Source organism: Ensifer sp. Root1252, from assembly GCF_001425885.1.
In the GTDB taxonomy this organism is placed as follows: Bacteria; Pseudomonadota; Alphaproteobacteria; order Rhizobiales; family Rhizobiaceae; genus Ensifer; species Ensifer canadensis.
Genome location: NZ_LMDT01000057.1, coordinates 158,427 through 173,526, shown reverse-complemented (window position 1 = coordinate 173,526; position 15,100 = coordinate 158,427). Strand labels below are relative to the sequence as shown.

At 63.0% G+C, this 15,100-nt stretch carries 17 protein-coding genes and 1 tRNA gene; 2 read left to right on the top strand and 16 right to left on the bottom strand.

All coding sequences use genetic code 11. The features are described 5' to 3' along the window. Positions 1-193 precede the first annotated feature (193 nt). The 9 genes from ASD02_RS34310 to obgE form a co-directional block, all read right to left on the bottom strand. The gene (locus ASD02_RS34310; protein ID WP_057210852.1) at positions 194-1,411 is read right to left on the bottom strand and encodes a divergent polysaccharide deacetylase family protein; all 1,218 of its coding nucleotides are present in this window, start codon (positions 1,409-1,411) and stop codon (positions 194-196) included. Between the two features lie 137 nt (positions 1,412-1,548). After that, positions 1,549-2,871, bottom strand: coding sequence for a S41 family peptidase (locus ASD02_RS34305; RefSeq protein ID WP_025425130.1), 1,323 nt, complete (start codon positions 2,869-2,871; stop codon positions 1,549-1,551). Then, entirely contained in the window at positions 2,861-4,279 is a 1,419-nt protein-coding gene (locus tag ASD02_RS34300; RefSeq protein ID WP_025425129.1) for a murein hydrolase activator EnvC, read from the bottom strand. The genes ASD02_RS34305 and ASD02_RS34300 overlap by 11 nt, the downstream gene beginning before the upstream one ends. A 222-nt stretch (positions 4,280-4,501) precedes the next feature. After that, positions 4,502-4,984 carry a 23S rRNA (pseudouridine(1915)-N(3))-methyltransferase RlmH gene (gene rlmH / locus ASD02_RS34295; protein WP_025425128.1) on the bottom strand — a complete coding sequence of 161 codons (483 nt, stop codon included), beginning with the start codon at positions 4,982-4,984 and terminating at the stop codon, positions 4,502-4,504. 265 nt (positions 4,985-5,249) lie between these two features. After that, entirely contained in the window at positions 5,250-5,741 is a 492-nt protein-coding gene (rsfS, locus tag ASD02_RS34290) for a ribosome silencing factor (protein ID WP_025425127.1), read from the bottom strand. 44 nt (positions 5,742-5,785) lie between these two features. Beyond that, entirely contained in the window at positions 5,786-6,394 is a 609-nt protein-coding gene (locus ASD02_RS34285) for a nicotinate-nucleotide adenylyltransferase (protein ID WP_113567003.1), read from the bottom strand. A gap of 16 nt (positions 6,395-6,410) precedes the next feature. After that, positions 6,411-7,694 carry a glutamate-5-semialdehyde dehydrogenase gene (locus ASD02_RS34280; protein WP_025425125.1) on the bottom strand — a complete coding sequence of 428 codons (1,284 nt, stop codon included), beginning with the start codon at positions 7,692-7,694 and terminating at the stop codon, positions 6,411-6,413. Further along, the gene (gene proB / locus ASD02_RS34275; RefSeq protein ID WP_025425124.1) at positions 7,687-8,856 is read right to left on the bottom strand and encodes a glutamate 5-kinase; all 1,170 of its coding nucleotides are present in this window, start codon (positions 8,854-8,856) and stop codon (positions 7,687-7,689) included. Before proB ends, ASD02_RS34280 begins: the two co-directional genes overlap by 8 nt. 1 nt (position 8,857) lies before the next feature. Continuing rightward, positions 8,858-9,868, bottom strand: coding sequence for a GTPase ObgE (obgE, locus tag ASD02_RS34270; RefSeq protein WP_057210849.1), 1,011 nt, complete (start codon positions 9,866-9,868; stop codon positions 8,858-8,860). A gap of 85 nt (positions 9,869-9,953) precedes the next feature. Between obgE and ASD02_RS34265 the strand changes: the two genes are divergently transcribed. Continuing rightward, complete coding sequence (locus ASD02_RS34265) at positions 9,954-10,814, top strand: endonuclease/exonuclease/phosphatase family protein (RefSeq protein WP_025425122.1); 861 nt, start codon at positions 9,954-9,956, stop codon at positions 10,812-10,814. 41 nt (positions 10,815-10,855) lie between these two features. Here the strand turns inward: ASD02_RS34265 and ASD02_RS34260 are convergent, their stop codons facing one another. The 4 genes from ASD02_RS34260 to rplU all read right to left on the bottom strand — a co-directional run bounded on the left by ASD02_RS34260 (position 10,856) and on the right by rplU (position 12,875). After that, positions 10,856-11,440, bottom strand: a complete 585-nt coding sequence (locus tag ASD02_RS34260) for a GNAT family N-acetyltransferase (protein WP_025425121.1) — start codon at positions 11,438-11,440, stop codon at positions 10,856-10,858. Continuing rightward, positions 11,437-12,069, bottom strand: coding sequence for a GNAT family protein (locus ASD02_RS34255; RefSeq protein ID WP_057221804.1), 633 nt, complete (start codon positions 12,067-12,069; stop codon positions 11,437-11,439). Before ASD02_RS34255 ends, ASD02_RS34260 begins: the two co-directional genes overlap by 4 nt. Positions 12,070-12,200: 131 nt before the next feature. After that, a complete protein-coding gene (gene rpmA, locus ASD02_RS34250) occupies positions 12,201-12,470 on the bottom strand; it encodes a 50S ribosomal protein L27 (RefSeq protein ID WP_025425119.1) in 270 nt (89 codons plus the stop codon). A 33-nt stretch (positions 12,471-12,503) separates the two neighbouring features. Beyond that, positions 12,504-12,875, bottom strand: coding sequence for a 50S ribosomal protein L21 (rplU, locus tag ASD02_RS34245; protein WP_025425118.1), 372 nt, complete (start codon positions 12,873-12,875; stop codon positions 12,504-12,506). Positions 12,876-13,177: 302 nt separating this feature from the next. On the opposite strand from rplU, the gene ASD02_RS34240 reads away from it, so the two are divergent. Beyond that, positions 13,178-13,267, top strand: a tRNA-Ser gene (locus ASD02_RS34240). 87 nt (positions 13,268-13,354) lie between these two features. On the opposite strand, the gene ASD02_RS40265 is transcribed toward ASD02_RS34240, so the two are convergent. The 3 genes from ASD02_RS40265 to ASD02_RS34230 all read right to left on the bottom strand — a co-directional run bounded on the left by ASD02_RS40265 (position 13,355) and on the right by ASD02_RS34230 (position 15,051). Further along, positions 13,355-13,576: a hypothetical protein gene (locus ASD02_RS40265; protein WP_225906505.1), complete on the bottom strand. Its 222-nt coding sequence runs from the start codon at positions 13,574-13,576 to the stop codon at positions 13,355-13,357. 59 nt (positions 13,577-13,635) lie between these two features. Continuing rightward, a complete protein-coding gene (locus ASD02_RS40260) occupies positions 13,636-13,851 on the bottom strand; it encodes a hypothetical protein (protein WP_225906506.1) in 216 nt (71 codons plus the stop codon). Positions 13,852-13,938: 87 nt separating this feature from the next. Continuing rightward, positions 13,939-15,051 carry a DUF937 domain-containing protein gene (locus ASD02_RS34230; RefSeq protein ID WP_057221803.1) on the bottom strand — a complete coding sequence of 371 codons (1,113 nt, stop codon included), beginning with the start codon at positions 15,049-15,051 and terminating at the stop codon, positions 13,939-13,941. Positions 15,052-15,100 lie beyond the last annotated feature (49 nt).

The following is a 15,100-nucleotide window of genomic DNA, read 5'->3' as shown; positions in this document are numbered from 1 at the left end:
GGCAGCGTATGGCCCTGAAGTGTTCGAACCTTTGTGAAGTCTCATCGCACCCATCTTTCGGGTTCGCAATGATTTCGTGCGCCTCGCCTGAGGCGCTGGGCTTCTGACATGGCGCCCTACATGCAGCAATTCAAAGTGCTACAGCGACCTTTGCGCGTCCAATAAGACGCGCGGCGCTCAAGGCACGCTTGACCTATCTCTGCTGCGGGTCCTTGACGAGTGCTGAAACGCCGACGATCTCGATGCCGCGCCCTTCCGCCTCGCCGGCCCACTGGGCGATGGCGGCCACGCTCTCGTCGAATGCGGAGGCGACACCGATGGCTGTACCGTTGCGCCGGGCGATGCGTTCCAGCTCGTCGAGTTTTTTCAGGATGGCGCTGCGGCTGAGCTCGCTGTCGACGGTCATGTCGGCGAAGCCATGCGGAACGTCAAAGGCATCGGCAAGCTTGCCGGACAGCGATTGCGCCGACGTGCCGTCGTCGAGGAAAAGCACGCCGCGTTTGCCGAGATCGCGCATCACCGGTTCGAGAGCATCGGCATCGGAGAGAAAGCGCCCACCGAGATAGTTCATGATGCCGGTGTAGTTGGTGATCTGCGCCATGTTCTTGTGCAGTTCGGCCAGGTTCTTCGTCGAACCAAGCGAGAGGCGGAGCGCGCGCGGTCCCGGATCGTTGTCGGGGTAATCGAAAGGCTCCATCGGGATCTGCAGCAGGATCTCATGGCCGCTGCGTCTTGCCTCCTGCATCCAGCGCTGCAGGCTGTTGCCGGCGGCGGCAAAGGCGAGGGTGACGTCGGGCGGCAGGTCGCGGATGGCCTTCTGCGTGCCGGTCTGGCTGAGGCCAAGGCCGCCGATCACAAGCGCGATACGGGTGCCGCGTGCACCCGACCAGGGTCGGGCATATTGATCCATCGGCCGCAGCCCGTCGGCGGCGGTGATCGGTAGCCGGCCCTCAGCGCTGTCTTCCAGCAGGTCGTCATTCGGAAGGGCGGCCATGCGCGGGTCCTGGCCGCGGATCGGGCCGACATTGATCAGCGCAGGCCCGCTGCCGTCGCGTTGGCGCGGCGTGAACTTGGTGACGGTCGCGCCGTCGTTTGTCAGGGTTTCCTCGACATGAGCGCCGGAGAAGGCGGTGCCCGGCTTCAGCGTGCCGCCGCTGGTGTTCGATGCTTGCCCGCTTGTGGAATTGGGTGTCTTTTGTGCCGTTTCGGCCGGTTCCGGCCCAACCATACCCGGTTCGGACGCCTGCCTGCGCAACCCATCCGGAGCGACGGCGTTCCAGACGGAAAGGCCGATTATGGAAAGGGCAAAGATGCCGACAAGGGAATAGCTGAGAAGGCGACGACGGTCGCGTCTTGGCGCGGTCTTTTCCCGGCGGTTCTGGCCAAGGGGGGCATTGAGATCTGTTCCCAAACGGAGCCTCGGTCGACCTGAAGGAGAGTTGCCGGTGAGGGATGCGCCGTTTTTAAGAGAATCGGCGGTTTCCGGCAGCACCTGCAGCCCACATAGTATAAAGGCGCCGGGTTGACCAGCCCGGCGCCTTCAATGGCTTACTTCTTGAGCTCTGCCTGCTCCGGGCTTGCCGGGAAGGCCGGATCGGTCTTCTTGCCGCGCAAGAGGTCAAGCGCGTAGTTGAGCTGCAGGTCGTCCTTGGTTTCCGGCGGTACATAGGCGACCGAGCCGGAACCTTCGTCGGTTTCGCTCTGTCCCTGGATGTGGCCACGCAGATCGGATTCGCCCTGGGCTTCGACCCTGCCAAGCAGTTCCGGCGGCAGTGGCTGTTCGACCTTGATGTCGGGCGTGATGCCCGTTCCCTGGATCGATTTGCCCGACGGCGTGTAGTAGAGCGCCGTCGTCAGGCGCAGAGCGCCTGCTTCGCCGAGCGGAATGATCGTCTGTACCGAGCCCTTGCCGAAGGAGCGCGTGCCGAGCACGGTCGCGCGCTTCAGGTCCTGCAGGGCGCCGGCAACGATTTCCGATGCGGAAGCCGAGCCGCCATTGACGAGAACGACCACCGGCTTGCCGTCGGTCAGATCGCCAGGCGTCGCGTTGAAGCGGCGGGTCTCGTCCGGATTGCGGCCGCGGGTCGAAACGACCTCGCCACGCTCCAGGAAGGCGTCGGAAACGTTGATCGCCTGGTCGAGCAGACCGCCCGGGTTGAGGCGCAGGTCAAGGACATAGCCCTTCAGCTTGTCGGCCGGTACTTCGGACTTGATCTTCTCGATGCCCTTCTTCAGGTCGTCGTAGGTCTTCTCGGTGAACGAGATCACGCGAAGATAGCCGACGTCGCCTTCGGTGCGGAACTTGACGGCGCGAACGGCGATCACGTCACGCACGATCGACAGTTCGATCGGCTTGTCGGCGCCCTTGCGCAGGATCGTCAACTTGATCGGGGTGCCGACGGCGCCACGCATCTTCTCGACCGCATCTTCAAGCTTCAGGCCACGAACGTCCTGGCCGTCGATCTTGGAAATGAAGTCACCGGCGAGAACGCCGGCGCGGGCCGCGGGCGTGTCGTCGATCGGGCTCGTGACCTTGACGAGGTCGTCTTCCATCGTCACTTCGATGCCGAGGCCGCCGAATTCGCCGCGGGTCTGGGTGCGCATGTCCTCGGCGTCGGTCGAGTTCATGTAGCTCGAGTGCGGATCAAGCGAAGAGAGCATGCCATTGATGGCATTCTCGATCAGCTTGTCATCCTGCGGAGGGGTGACGTACTGCGCGCGCACGCGCTCAAACACGTCACCAAAAATCGCCAGCTCGCGATAAGTCGAGGTATTGGCCGCGACGGCCGGAACGACAGCCGAATAAATGACGCCCATAGCGGTCGCACCCATCAGCGCCCCGACCAGAACAAGTGAAGCCCTACGTATCATTTCGCGCCTTTCCAACCTCTGCTGCGGTCCACCATGGTCGGGAATCAACCGGTTTTCCGTCTTTTCGGAATTCAATGTAAAGCGTCGGCCGGTCGGTTTCCAGCGCCAAGGCCGCAGCACTTGCGACTCTTTTCGCACCCATCGTCGCAAGCGGTTCACCCGCCACGACAAATTGTCCGGTCTGTACGCTCACCTTCTCCATGCCCGACAGCACAACATGGTAGCCGTCGCCCGGATTGAGAATGATCATCTGCCCATAACTGCGGAAATTGCCTGCATAGACGATCCAGCCATCTGACGGCGCAGTCACCAGCGCGCCGGGGTTGGTTTCCAACATGATCCCTTGCAGGGAGTGCCCTGTACCATCGGCATCACCGAACTTTCGCAAAAGCGATCCCGCGGCCGGATAGGCAAGCTTATTCCTCAGCTCCGAGAACACGTATGCTGGCGCAATGCGGTTTTTGTCGGGCACGGCGCTCCGGGCGAGCTCCCGCGCCGCTTCGCGCTCGGCCTCGCTCATGCGCAGGCGTTCCTCTTCCTGCGCGCGTGCGGCGGCAGCCGCGTCGCGCACCGAAGCGATGTCATTTTCGAGCGAACCGATGAGGCCTTCGAGATTGGTCGCCTGCGAGGCGAGTTCCTGCGCCTTGCGCTGTTCGGCGGCGAGTTCGGCCGCACTTTTCTGGCGCAGTTTTTCCTTTTCGGCCACGAGCATCGACATGCGACGCTCTTCCTCGGCATTGGCCGTCATCGCTGCCGTCAGCTCTTCGCGCTGCTTGCCGATGCCGGTTCTGATATCGGCGAGCGCCTTCAGGTCGGCGACGAGGTTGTCCGTTTCCTCGCGAATTCCGGGTACGACAGCGCCGAGCAGAATGGCGCTGCGAACGGAGCCGAGCGCATCCTCAGGCGTCACCAGGATCGCCGGCGGCGGGTTGCGGCCCATGCGCTGAAGTGCGGCGAGCACTTCGGCAAGCACCCCACGCCGGGCGCGCAGCGATCGGCGCACGGTATCTTCCTTGGAGCGCAACTCGCTCAGCTTCTTCTCTCCATCGACGATCTGCTGCTCCAGACCCTGCCGCTTCCTGGCAGAATCGACGATGGCGGCGCGCAATGCCTCATTGTTTTTGTCGATCTCGGCGATGGTCGCCGCCAGCTCGTCGGCGCGCTCCTGCGACAGCGTGATGGTTTTCGACAGCGCATCGAGCTCGCTGCGGGTGCTGTCTCGACGAAGCGTCAGGTTTGCCGCCGGATCGGGCGGCCCCTGCTGCTGGTCCGCCGCTGATGCCGCTGGCGTCGCCGGTGCATCCTGGGCGGCTGCCGGAAGCGCAGCAACAAGCACAAGCGCCAGCAGCGCCGCACTGCGGCCGGGCCGCCATGCTTCGCCACCGATCTTGCTGAAAGCGCTCATCATGCTTCGGCGCGTCATTCGTCCCTATGCATCCAACTGGAAATGCTTCGCGCTTACTTCCGCCAACCGGAACCGATTTTCGGAAAGCGTCATGCGCAGTTTCAACGTTTCTGAGCGCTCGCCGGGCATCTTTCCCCGGTGCGTGACGCTCTCCTCAAAAAGCCTAATCTGATTTGGCGGATGCGACCAACACATATTCTCGTTATCGCCGGTGCATGGCGCGTCTCAGACACGGTGATAGGGATGTCCGGAAAGGATGGTCACGGCGCGATAGAGCTGTTCGGCGATCAGAATGCGCACCAGCTGATGCGGCCAGGTCATCTTGCCGAGATTGAGCACGGCGTCGGCGCGCGAATGAAGGCCAGGGTCGAGCCCGTCGGCGCCGCCGATCGCGATCATCAGGTCGCGTTTGCCGCTATCGCGAAAACTGCCGAGCAGCGATGCGAAGCCTTCGGAATCGAGCGCCTTGCCGCGTTCGTCAAGCAGCACCAGCAGACTGCCGTCAGTGAGCGCTTTTTCAAGCTGGGCTGCCTCCTCCCGCTTGCGCGTATCGGAGTTGGAGGCGCGGCTTTCGTTGACTTCGACCACGCGGGAAAGCTCGAGACCGATCGCCGGACCGGCCTTGGCAAAACGATCGAGATAGCGGGCCGCAAGATCCTTTTCCGGCCCCGCCTTGAGGCGGCCGACTGCGAAAAGTCCGATACGCATGACCCAATCCGTCTCCGCCTGCGCTGGACCGCACTGCTGCACACCTCCTGAAACCGGGGTCGATTCAAGGAGAAGGTCATGCAGCGCACTAAAGCGTTACAGCGACATTTGCACGTCATGCCAGACGCGGCGCTGCAAGCTACGATCAGTCGCAACAATTATCCTGGCTGCGAACGCCGCTTCGGCGATGACAGCCACATTCCCAATATGTATGATCGCAATACGGTGCGTGCGGCGGCTCAGACGCCCGACGAACCGTGCGATCTCAATGCAGCGTGCCGTCCTCGATCTCCGGTGTCGCCCACATCTTCTCGATGTTGTAGAACTCCCGGATTTCCGGCCTGAAGATGTGAATGATCACATCGCCGGTATCGATCAGCACCCAGTCACCCGTTTCCAGACCTTCGACGCGGGCGTTGCCGAAGCCCTCGTCCTTCAGGTCCGTGGTCAGATGGTCGGCAATCGCCGCCACATGCCTGCTCGATCGCCCGGAGACAACGACCATGAAGTCCCCCAGCGCCGACTTGCCGGCAATGTTGATGGTAACGATATCTTCTGCCTTCGAGTCCTCTAGGCTTTCGAGGACCAGTTGAAGCGCACGGACAGCGGCTTCGTCGCTAGATCCCGTGCTGCGTGGGAACGCGGAGGCCGCATATCCCTTGGCGTGTGCTGTTGTCAGGGTTTTTCCTTTCCAGGTGAACAGAACAGGCACTTCCGATTCGACTGTTTCGCTCGAACCGTCAGTAAATGTAGGCATCAAACCAGAACGGTTTCAAGACACGAGAAATGAATCATTCGATTTCACGCCGTTCTGGCGGATCGAAGTGCCGTCGAACTCATCGAGGAGCGCGGCCCGTGTATGAAGGTCCAGGCGGGTGCCGGGTGAAAAGCAAGGCGCCGGGCATCGTCTTCGTCGATGCGGGCATAGTCGAAAGTCTTGGCCATGCGCGAGGAGAGATAGGCAAGCGTCGAGCCCGGCCGATCGATGACGGCGATCGGAAACGTGCGGGCGATTTTCTGCCAATTCTGCCAGCGGTGAAAGCTGCGCAGGTTGTCGGCCCCCATGATCCAGACGAAGCGGATATCGCGGTTGCGGGCCTTTACCATCTCGAGCGTGCGAGCGGTATAGCTCTGCCCCAGCGCCTTTTCGAAGGCGGTCACCTTGATGCGCGGATTCGGGGCGATCTTCTCGCTGAGCGCGATGCGATCGGCAAGCGGCGCCAGATTATTGTGGTTCTTCAGCGGGTTTCCGGGGGTGACCATCCACCAGAGCTGGTTGAGGCCGAGGCGCTGGATCGCCGTTTCGGCGACCAGCACATGCCCCTGATGCGGCGGATTGAACGAGCCGCCGAACAGGCCGACCACCATGCCGCTTTCGACATGGGGCATGCGCAGATAGCGGCCGTTCACTTCGCTGGACGTCACGTCAGGGCCTGACCTGTCCGGCGCCGCGCACGCGATACTTGAACGATGTCAGCTGCTCGACGCCAACGGGGCCGCGGGCGTGCATCTTGCCGGTGGCAATGCCGATCTCGCCGCCCATGCCGAATTCGCCGCCATCGGCAAACTGGGTGGAGGCATTGTGCAGCAGGATGGCGGAATCGATTTCGGCGAAGAAGCGCTCGACGACATCGGCATCCTCGGCGATTACCGCCTCGGTATGCGCCGAGGACCAGGTGTTGATATGTTCGATCGCGCCGGAAATCCCGTCCACCAGTCGGACAGAGATGATCGCGTCGAGATATTCCGTCGACCAATCCGCGTCCGTCGCCGGCCGCAAGCCATCGATGGTTCCGGCAAGCTCTTCGGACACCCGCACTTCGCAGCCGGCTGCGAGCAGCGCCTGAAGTAGCGGCCTTGCCAGCTTGTCCGCAGCATTGCTGTCGATCAGCAGTGTCTCGGCGGCACCGCAGATACCAGTGCGGCGCATCTTGGCATTGACGACGATCTTTTCGGCCATGGCGAGATCAGCGGATGCGTCGACATAGATGTGGCAGAGGCCTTCGAGGTGGGCGAACACCGGCACGCGCGCCTCGTTCTGGACCCGTGCGACGAGGCTTTTTCCGCCGCGCGGAACGATGACGTCGATCGTGCCACCGAGGCCCGAGAGCATGGCGCCGACGGCAGCGCGATCGGCAACCGGCACCATCTGGATCGCATGCTCGGGCAGGCCAGCAGCCTTCAGGCCTTCGACGAGGCAGGCATGGATGGCGCGCGAGGAATGGAAGCTGTCGGAGCCGCCCCGCAGGATGACGGCATTGCCCGCCTTCAGGCACAGTGCACCGGCATCTGCCGTCACGTTCGGGCGGCTTTCGTAGATCACGCCGATGACGCCGAGCGGCGTACGCACGCGCTCGATGTGCAGGCCATTGGGGCGATCCCACTCGGCAATGACGTCGCCAACCGGATCCTTGAGGTCGGCAATCGCGCGAATGCCGTTGGCCATGTCGCGGATCCGGCTCTCCGTCAGCGTCAGGCGGTCGATGAAGGACGCGGCGATGCCGGACTGGCGGGCGTTTTCAAGATCGATCGCGTTGGCGGCAAGAATCTCGTCGCGGCGATTGACGATGATCTCGGCCATGGCAACGAGGGCCGCATGCTTGCGTTCGGCGGTGGCGACGGCAAGCGGCCGGCTTGCCGCCTTCGCCTGGCGGCCGATCTCCAGCATGACGCCTTCGACGTCATCCTTATTCCTGACTTCATCAAGCATGGACTTCATCCCTCCGGCCGTCCTTCTCGTCGGCGCGCTTGCCGGTCATCACCAGATCGTCGCGATGCACCATGGCGGCGCGGCCGGCATAGCCGAGGATCGCCGCGATCTCTGCGGATTTCTTGCCGGCGATCTGGCGAGCCTCGTCGGCGTCATAGCCGGCAAGACCACGGGCGATTTCGCGGCCCGCTGCGCCGAGAATGGCAATGGTGTCGCCGCGGCTGAAGGTGCCCTTCACTTCGCGCACGCCGGCAGGCAGCAGGCTCTTGCCGGAGCGCAGCGCCTCCTCGGCGCCGGCATCGATGGCGAGCGTGCCGGCCGGCAGCAGCTGCCCGGCAATCCAGGTCTTGCGTGCGGTCACCGGTGAGCCCGATGGTGCAAACCAGGACGAGCGAGCGCCTTCCTCGATGGCCGCCAGCGGATGGTTGGGTTTGCCCGAGGCGATGATCATGGAGCAGCCGGCGGTGGTTGCGATCTTGCCGGCATCAATCTTGGTGCGCATGCCGCCGCGCGACAGCTCGGAGGCAGCCCCCCCTGCCATCGCCTCGATCTCGGGCGTGATCTCCGCGATCGTGTCGAGGAAACGGGCATCGGGGTCGAGATGCGGCGGCGCCGTATAGAGGCCGTCGATGTCGGAAAGCAGCACCAGGAGGTCAGCGCCGACCATGGTGGCGACGCGGGCGGCCAGGCGGTCGTTGTCGCCATAGCGGATTTCGGTGGTCGCCACCGTATCGTTCTCGTTGATGATCGGCACGGCGCCGAGCTTCAGCAGCTGGTTGATCGTGGCGCGGGCATTCAAATAGCGTCGACGCTCCTCGGTGTCGCCGAGCGTCAGTAGCACCTGGCCGGCGACGATCGCGTCTGTCGAAAGACTTTCCGACCAGGCGCGGGCAAGCGCGATCTGGCCGACGGCCGCGGCCGCCTGGCTTTCCTCGAGTTTTAGCGCGCCAGAAGGGAGTTTCAGTACGGTGCGGCCGAGCGCGATGGCGCCGGAGGAGACGACGAGCACGTCGACGCCCTTGGCCCTGAGGGCGGCGATGTCGGCACACATGGCGTCGAGCCAGGCCTTTTTCAGCCCGGTCGCGCGATCGACCAACAGGGCCGACCCGATCTTGATGACGACCCGGCGATACTTCTGAAGCGGCTTGCGGGTCTTCGTCATGTCAGGCGGTCTCTTCTCCGGACTTTGCCGCGACAATGACGGTGCGTAGCGCCCGCAATGCCTCGGTCATGCCCTTGCTGGTGGCGGCCGAAAGCAGGAGAGGCTGCTCGCCGCAGGCCTTTGCCAGCGCCTTGGCCTTCACCTTCAATTCGTCCTCGTCGAGCACGTCGATCTGCGACAGCGCGACGATCTCGGGTTTGTCTTCGAGCCCGCCGCCATAGGCTACGAGTTCGTGTTTCACGGTCTTGTAGGCCTTGGCGACGTCTTCTTCCTGGGCCGAGACGAGGTGAAGCAGCACGCGCGTGCGCTCGACATGGCCGAGGAAACGGTCCCCGATACCAACGCCTTCATGCGCGCCTTCGATCAGGCCGGGAATGTCGGCGATGATGAACTCGTTGCCGTCGATGGTGGCGACGCCGAGGTTCGGGTGCAGCGTGGTGAAGGGGTAATTGGCGATCTTCGGCCGCGCCCGGGTGCAGGCGGCAAGGAAGGTCGATTTGCCGGCATTGGGCAGGCCGACGAGGCCGGCATCGGCGATCAGCTTCAGCCGCAGCCAGATGGTTTTTTCTTCGCCTTCGAGGCCGGGGTTGGCCCAGCTTGGCGCCTGGTTGGTGGCGGACTTGAAATGGGCATTGCCGAAGCCGCCATTGCCGCCGGCGGCAAGCCGGTAGCGCTGGCCTTCGGCGACCATGTCGACGATCAGCGTCTCGCTGTCTTCCTCGAAGATCTGGGTGCCGACCGGAACCTTCAGCGTCACGTCGGCGCCGCCGGCGCCCGTGCGGTTGCGGCCCATGCCGTGCGTGCCGGTCTTGGCCTTGAAGTGCTGCTGGTAGCGGAAGTCGATCAGGGTATTGAGGCCGTTGACCGCCTCGACCCAGACGTCGCCGCCGCGGCCGCCGTCGCCGCCATCAGGTCCACCGAATTCGATGAATTTTTCACGACGGAACGACACGGCGCCTGCGCCGCCGTCGCCGGAGCGTATGTAGACTTTCGTTTCGTCTAGAAATTTCATTGGACTGCCATCTGTTCGGTGTATTTGCGCGGTCGTATTTTGCCGCCATCGATATAGGCGGTTCATCCGGAGGTCAAAGAATATCGTGCGTTTTGCCAGCTACAACATCCAATACGGCATCGGTCTTGACGGCCAGTTTGAACCCGAGCGCATTGCTGCGTCGCTTGGCGGCGCCGACATCATCGCGCTGCAGGAAGTGACACGCGGTTTTCACCGCAACGGCCACGTCGATCTGGTTGCCCGTTTCGAAGCGCTCTTCCCCGGTCATTTCTCAGCCTTTCATGCCCCTTGCGACATCGATATCGGCTCTTCGATCGAGGGCGGCCGCGCCGTCAACCGGCGCTTCCAGTTCGGCAACATGATCCTGTCGCGCTGGCCGATCCTGTCGACCCGGTTGATATCGCTGCCGCGCACCCGGACCATCAGCCCGATGAACCTGCAGCGCGGCGCCACCGAAGCGCTGGTCGCCACGCCGGGCGGGCCGCTGCGCGTCTATTCCGTGCATCTCGACCATGTGCTTCCCGCCGAGCGCATCGCCCAGATCCGCTTCCTCAAGGAGCGGCTGCTCGGCTATCCGCTTGAGGGCGGCGGCATTACCGGGGCTGCCGATTTCGGTCTTGCTGAGCCGCCGCATCCGGAGGATTTCGTCGTCATGGGCGACTTCAACATGGAGCCGGAGACGCCGGAATATTGCGCGATGGCCGGCTCGCGCGACGCTTATTACGGACGCTCGCTTCGGCTCGAAAATCCGGTCGACGTGCTCGCCCATCTCAACCGGCTGACGCCGGAAAGCTATAGCTGGGTTCATCCCGACAATCCTCAAAAGCGCATGCATCTCGACTATGGCTTCATCAGCACCGGCCTGGTGCCGCAGCTGAAGGACGCCTGGACCGATTACGACGCCAAGGGGTCCGATCATCTTCCTGTTGGTTTTGAACTCGCTTGACGAATATCCCGCAAAGGCATGGCTTCGCGGGGATTGTTTCTTCAGTGTGGCCGGCGCAGATCTGCCGCGCTCAGCCGGGTCTCGATATGGGCGACCATGGCATTGCGGGCGAGCGCATAGATCTGGCTGCAGCCGGTGATCTGGAAGCCGAGCTTTTCCTGGACCTTGAGCGACCCCGGATTGTCGGCGAAGACGCCGGAATGCAGGGTCGTTTCCGGCATGCGCCGGAAGAAGCGCTCGATCGCCGCATAGGCTGCTTCGCTCGCCAGGCCCTTGCCCCAGTAGAACCGGTTCAGCCAGTAGCCGACATGCCATTGGCCGTGCCTGAGCTCGATGCCGATGCAACCGATATGCACGTCGTCGCCGGTGGTGATCGCCAGCGTCCAGTCGGGGGTGAGTCCCGAGGTCTGGCTTGCCAGCCAATCGAGCGCATCCTGCTGGTCGTAAGGTGCAGGCACACGCGAGAGCATGCGCGCCACCTGGAAATCGCCCAGCGACTGAGCGATCGCCTCGGCATCGCTTCGGCTGTGGGGCCTCAGCACCAGCCGCCTGGTTTCGATGACCGGGCAGGGCCCGGGGCCGGGACGGATCGCGGTGCGCGAGCGTTCGGAGGTGAGCGCGTTCATCGTATGCCTCCCCAGCTTCTGAGCGAAACCCAGGTCTTGCGGTCGAGCCGATACCATTCGACAGAGATCGAGCCGCCGAGCGCCAGGCTGCCGACCATGCCGCTGCCCTGGAACTGGAAGCCGCACTTCTGGATGACCCGGCGCGAGGCGAGGTTCATGACCCGGCAGCGCGCATCGATCTGGTCGATGTCACGGGTGCGAAAGGCCATGTCGGTGAGCGCCTGGGCAGCCTCTGTGGCATAGCCTTGGTTCCAATAGGGTTCGCCCAGCCAGTAGCCGAGTTCCGCCGTCTTGCCATCGGGGTGCGGCTCGATACCGCAACAACCGAGGAATGCGCCATTATCCGCTTTGGTAATCGCGTAGACGCACTTGCCAATCGTGCCGGCTTTGGCGCGTCGCACGAAATCGGCGGCATCGGCCGTCGTATACGGGTGCGGCATGCGCGAGACCATGGTGGCGACATTGGCATTGTTGGCAAGATGGGCAAGGGCGTCGATATCGTCTTCATGGGGCGCGCGCAGAACGAGCCGGGGTGACAACAATATCGGGCAATCGGTCCTTGACCGTTGGGGCCTCAGCCTTTGTTCGGGAGACCGTGATTGGTCTTCCCTCAGTAGCTCGGTTTGCATGGTTCGTCCTCCAGAAACGAAAAAAAGGGGAGTTGGGTATTGCCCCATCTCCCCTTTTTAGGTCTGGCTTGGAACCGTTAGGTGCGTCAGCCGGGTCGATGAGACGCCGGCTGTTTTAGAGCGCTACCGGCTTATTCCGCTGCTTCCGCTTTCGGCATTACAGACACGTACACGCGGCCATTGGCCTTCGTACGGAAGTCCACGTTACCTGCCGTAAGCGCAAAAATCGTATGGTCCTTGCCGAGGCCGACATTGGCGCCCGGATGCCACTTGGTGCCGCGCTGACGCAGAATAATGTTGCCGGCGATGACCTTCTCGCCGCCGAACTTCTTCACGCCAAGGCGCTTGGACTCGGAATCGCGACCGTTGCGCGACGAACCGCCAGCTTTTTTGTGTGCCATTGGTGTTCTCCTTTAAACCTTCGATCCCAAAACTCAGTTTGCAGCTTCAGCGGCGGCTTCAGACTTCTTGGAAGCCTTCTTTGCCTTGCCACCGGCAGCAGCGATGTCCAGGATGCGGACGGTCGTCTGGTGCTGGCGGTGACCGCGCGAGCGCTTGGAGTTCTGGCGGCGACGCTTCTTGAAGGCGATGACCTTCTTGGCGCGGCCCTGTTCAACGACTTCGGCGCTGACAACGGCACCTTCGACAAACGGAGCGCCGATGGTTGCATCGGCGCCGACGCCGACCATCAGGATCTCGGTGAATTCAATCTTGTCGCCTGCTACGCCTTCCAGCTTTTCGATGGTTACGACGTCGTTGGCTGCCACGCGGTACTGCTTACCGCCGGTCTTGATGACTGCGAACATTCTTTATCCTTTCATGTTCGGGCCGGCTCTTTACCCCAGGGGCAAGGCCGTCTTTTTGTCAGTCGACATTTTTAGCAGAACTCCGGGATCATTCCCGAAGCCCTGCCGGTGAATGGGCGCAAATCACACCCGCTGCGGTGAGGGCAAGCCACACCACTTCATTGCGCGAATTACGGGAAACGCGCTCCTCTGTCAAGAAGAAGGCACTCGCCGCATTGGATAATCTTCACCGAGGCCCTTGCCAGCACCCGAATCTGCCGCTATGAACCCGACCGCGCCGAACAAGCGCCGACCGACTATGCGGAGAGGTGGCAGAGTGGTCGAATGCACCGCACTCGAAATGCGGCATACCTGCAAGGGTATCGTGGGTTCAAATCCCACCCTCTCCGCCATCGGGACTTCAATCCTGCTTTAGCCCGAATTCCTCCCAGCTCGCCAGAGTAGCTTCAGGCGACGAAGCGGGCATTGCCGGCGCAGCGTCAGGCGATTTTCAGCGCGGCCGATATTTCCGATAGGGTCGCTTTCTCCGCTTCGCTGACGGCGACACCGCCGAAACCCAGGAATCCACCTTCCTTGGCGGCTTCCGCTACGCGCTGGCTGATCTGATACAGCCATGCGGCGAAGGCGCTGGCATCATCCGGAGCCTTGGTTTCGACGACCGTTCGCGCCTGCTGCAACGTTTCGATGCATCTGGCCTTCATGTCCTCAGGCTTGGAGCCTTTCAGTTTCGCCTGCAGGCCGTCGCGTGCCGTCGTTCGTCCTACCGAGGTTTCGAAGTCGGCGACGAGCGCTTTGACGAGCGGATTGGCCGCGGCATCGTTTTTGCCTGCAGCAGGGCGCGGCTGTTGGCGAGGCCCTCCTTGAGCATGCCCCACAGGCCGCTCGGCTCCGCCGCGGTCACGGCTATGCCCGCCATCATCACGCTCTCCAGAAGCAACGTCCATTCCTCCGGGGTGAATGCCGATTTGTCAGCCATGGCTGACCCTCCTTCGTTCGATTTCGTGTTCATGACAGTCGTTGCCGATCCACGCGGCGCGCCGAGTGCCGACGGTTTCTCGAAACATCAGGTCGACAGGGCCGTCAGCTTCGTCTTCAATGCATCGATAGTGGGTTTCAGAATGTCCGAAACGCCGGGGATGGCCAAAACCTTGTCGAACAGCCCATTGAGCGTGGGCATTATCGGCGTGATCAGGGCCGTGAGGGCTGCCTTCTGCCCGGCTGAGAGTTGCCCGGCCACACCGCTGACCTTGTCGAGCTGGCTCGAGACATCCTCCAGCTTCGGCAAGGCCGCCGTGGCGGAGGCCGCATCGGTAACGCCCGTCAGCGCTGTCTGCAGGCTGGCCATGCCGTCCTTGACCTGCTGGCCGACATCGACCCCGCTGACCGTCAAGCTCTGCTCAGGCGTGCCGGCCTGGGGTGCGACCGGTTCCTTTGGCCTGCCGAACAGGTAGAAAAGCACGCCGGCAATCACCAGGGCGGCAATCACCCAATAAAGCCAGTTGCGCGACGAGGCTGGCGCGGCGGCCGCTGCTGCCGCTGCGCGTTGGCCGGCACCACCGACTGCGGAGGCCGAAGCGGCAGCGCTGCGGGTCGCTTGGCTGGCAGAGGCTGCAGCGGTTTGTGCCGGAGCGCCGAGCGAGCCGAGCAGGCCGGTGCCGCCGAGCAGGTCTCTGACGCCGGATGGCAATGCGGCGGCGATATTGTCCTTCTGGCTGGCGAGCAGACCGGCGATGCCGTTGGCGCTCAGGTCGCCTCCGCTCTGCTGGGCGAGGCCGCCCATGACCAGCGGAGCAAGCGTTGCCAGCAGCGAGCCGCTCGCCCTTTGATCCATGCCGGAAACCCCGCCTATGGCCGTTGCCAGCGCACTGCCGTCCTTGGCGCCAAACAGCGATGAGATGATCTGTGAGCCGTTTTGGGCAAGCGAAACCTGGTCGCCACCCGCCAGCATTCCCATGAGATTGTCGAGCGAGCCGCTCTGTTGTTTGGCGCTGTCGGCGATCTTTTGCGCGCCGCCCGGCTGCGCGGCGACGCCGGTCAGGCCCGCCAGAATTGCCGGTACGGCAGCGGCGACGGCGCTCTGCACCTTGCTGCTATCCAGGCCAAGCACTGAAGCGATGCGCGCGATCATGTCAGGGGTAAGCATCTGCGCGATGTAGGAAACAAGATTGCTGGCCATTGGCTTTTCCTCCACGTTGATGTCGTCGAACAACGACTCTGGTCATCGA

Bases quoted from the DNA above. Each gene is read 5' to 3' on its own strand.
- ASD02_RS34305 (WP_025425130.1), bottom strand. From the start codon at position 2,871: ATGATACGTAGGGCTTCACTTGTTCTGGTCGGGGCGCTGATGGGTGCG.
- ASD02_RS34300 (WP_025425129.1), bottom strand. From the start codon at position 4,279: ATGATGAGCGCTTTCAGCAAGATCGGTGGCGAAGCATGGCGGCCCGGC.
- rlmH (WP_025425128.1), bottom strand. From the start codon at position 4,984: ATGCGTATCGGACTTTTCGCAGTCGGCCGCCTCAAGGCGGGGCCGGAA.
- rsfS (WP_025425127.1), bottom strand. From the start codon at position 5,741: ATGCCTACATTTACTGACGGTTCGAGCGAAACAGTCGAATCGGAAGTG.
- ASD02_RS34280 (WP_025425125.1), bottom strand. From the start codon at position 7,694: ATGCTTGATGAAGTCAGGAATAAGGATGACGTCGAAGGCGTCATGCTG.
- proB (WP_025425124.1), bottom strand. From the start codon at position 8,856: ATGACGAAGACCCGCAAGCCGCTTCAGAAGTATCGCCGGGTCGTCATC.
- obgE (WP_057210849.1), bottom strand. From the start codon at position 9,868: ATGAAATTTCTAGACGAAACGAAAGTCTACATACGCTCCGGCGACGGC.
- ASD02_RS34260 (WP_025425121.1), bottom strand. From the start codon at position 11,440: ATGAACGCGCTCACCTCCGAACGCTCGCGCACCGCGATCCGTCCCGGC.
- ASD02_RS34255 (WP_057221804.1), bottom strand. From the start codon at position 12,069: ATGCAAACCGAGCTACTGAGGGAAGACCAATCACGGTCTCCCGAACAA.
- rpmA (WP_025425119.1), bottom strand. From the start codon at position 12,470: ATGGCACACAAAAAAGCTGGCGGTTCGTCGCGCAACGGTCGCGATTCC.
- rplU (WP_025425118.1), bottom strand. From the start codon at position 12,875: ATGTTCGCAGTCATCAAGACCGGCGGTAAGCAGTACCGCGTGGCAGCC.
- ASD02_RS40265 (WP_225906505.1), bottom strand. From the start codon at position 13,576: ATGAAGGCCAGATGCATCGAAACGTTGCAGCAGGCGCGAACGGTCGTC.
- ASD02_RS40260 (WP_225906506.1), bottom strand. From the start codon at position 13,851: ATGGCTGACAAATCGGCATTCACCCCGGAGGAATGGACGTTGCTTCTG.
- ASD02_RS34230 (WP_057221803.1), bottom strand. From the start codon at position 15,051: ATGGCCAGCAATCTTGTTTCCTACATCGCGCAGATGCTTACCCCTGAC.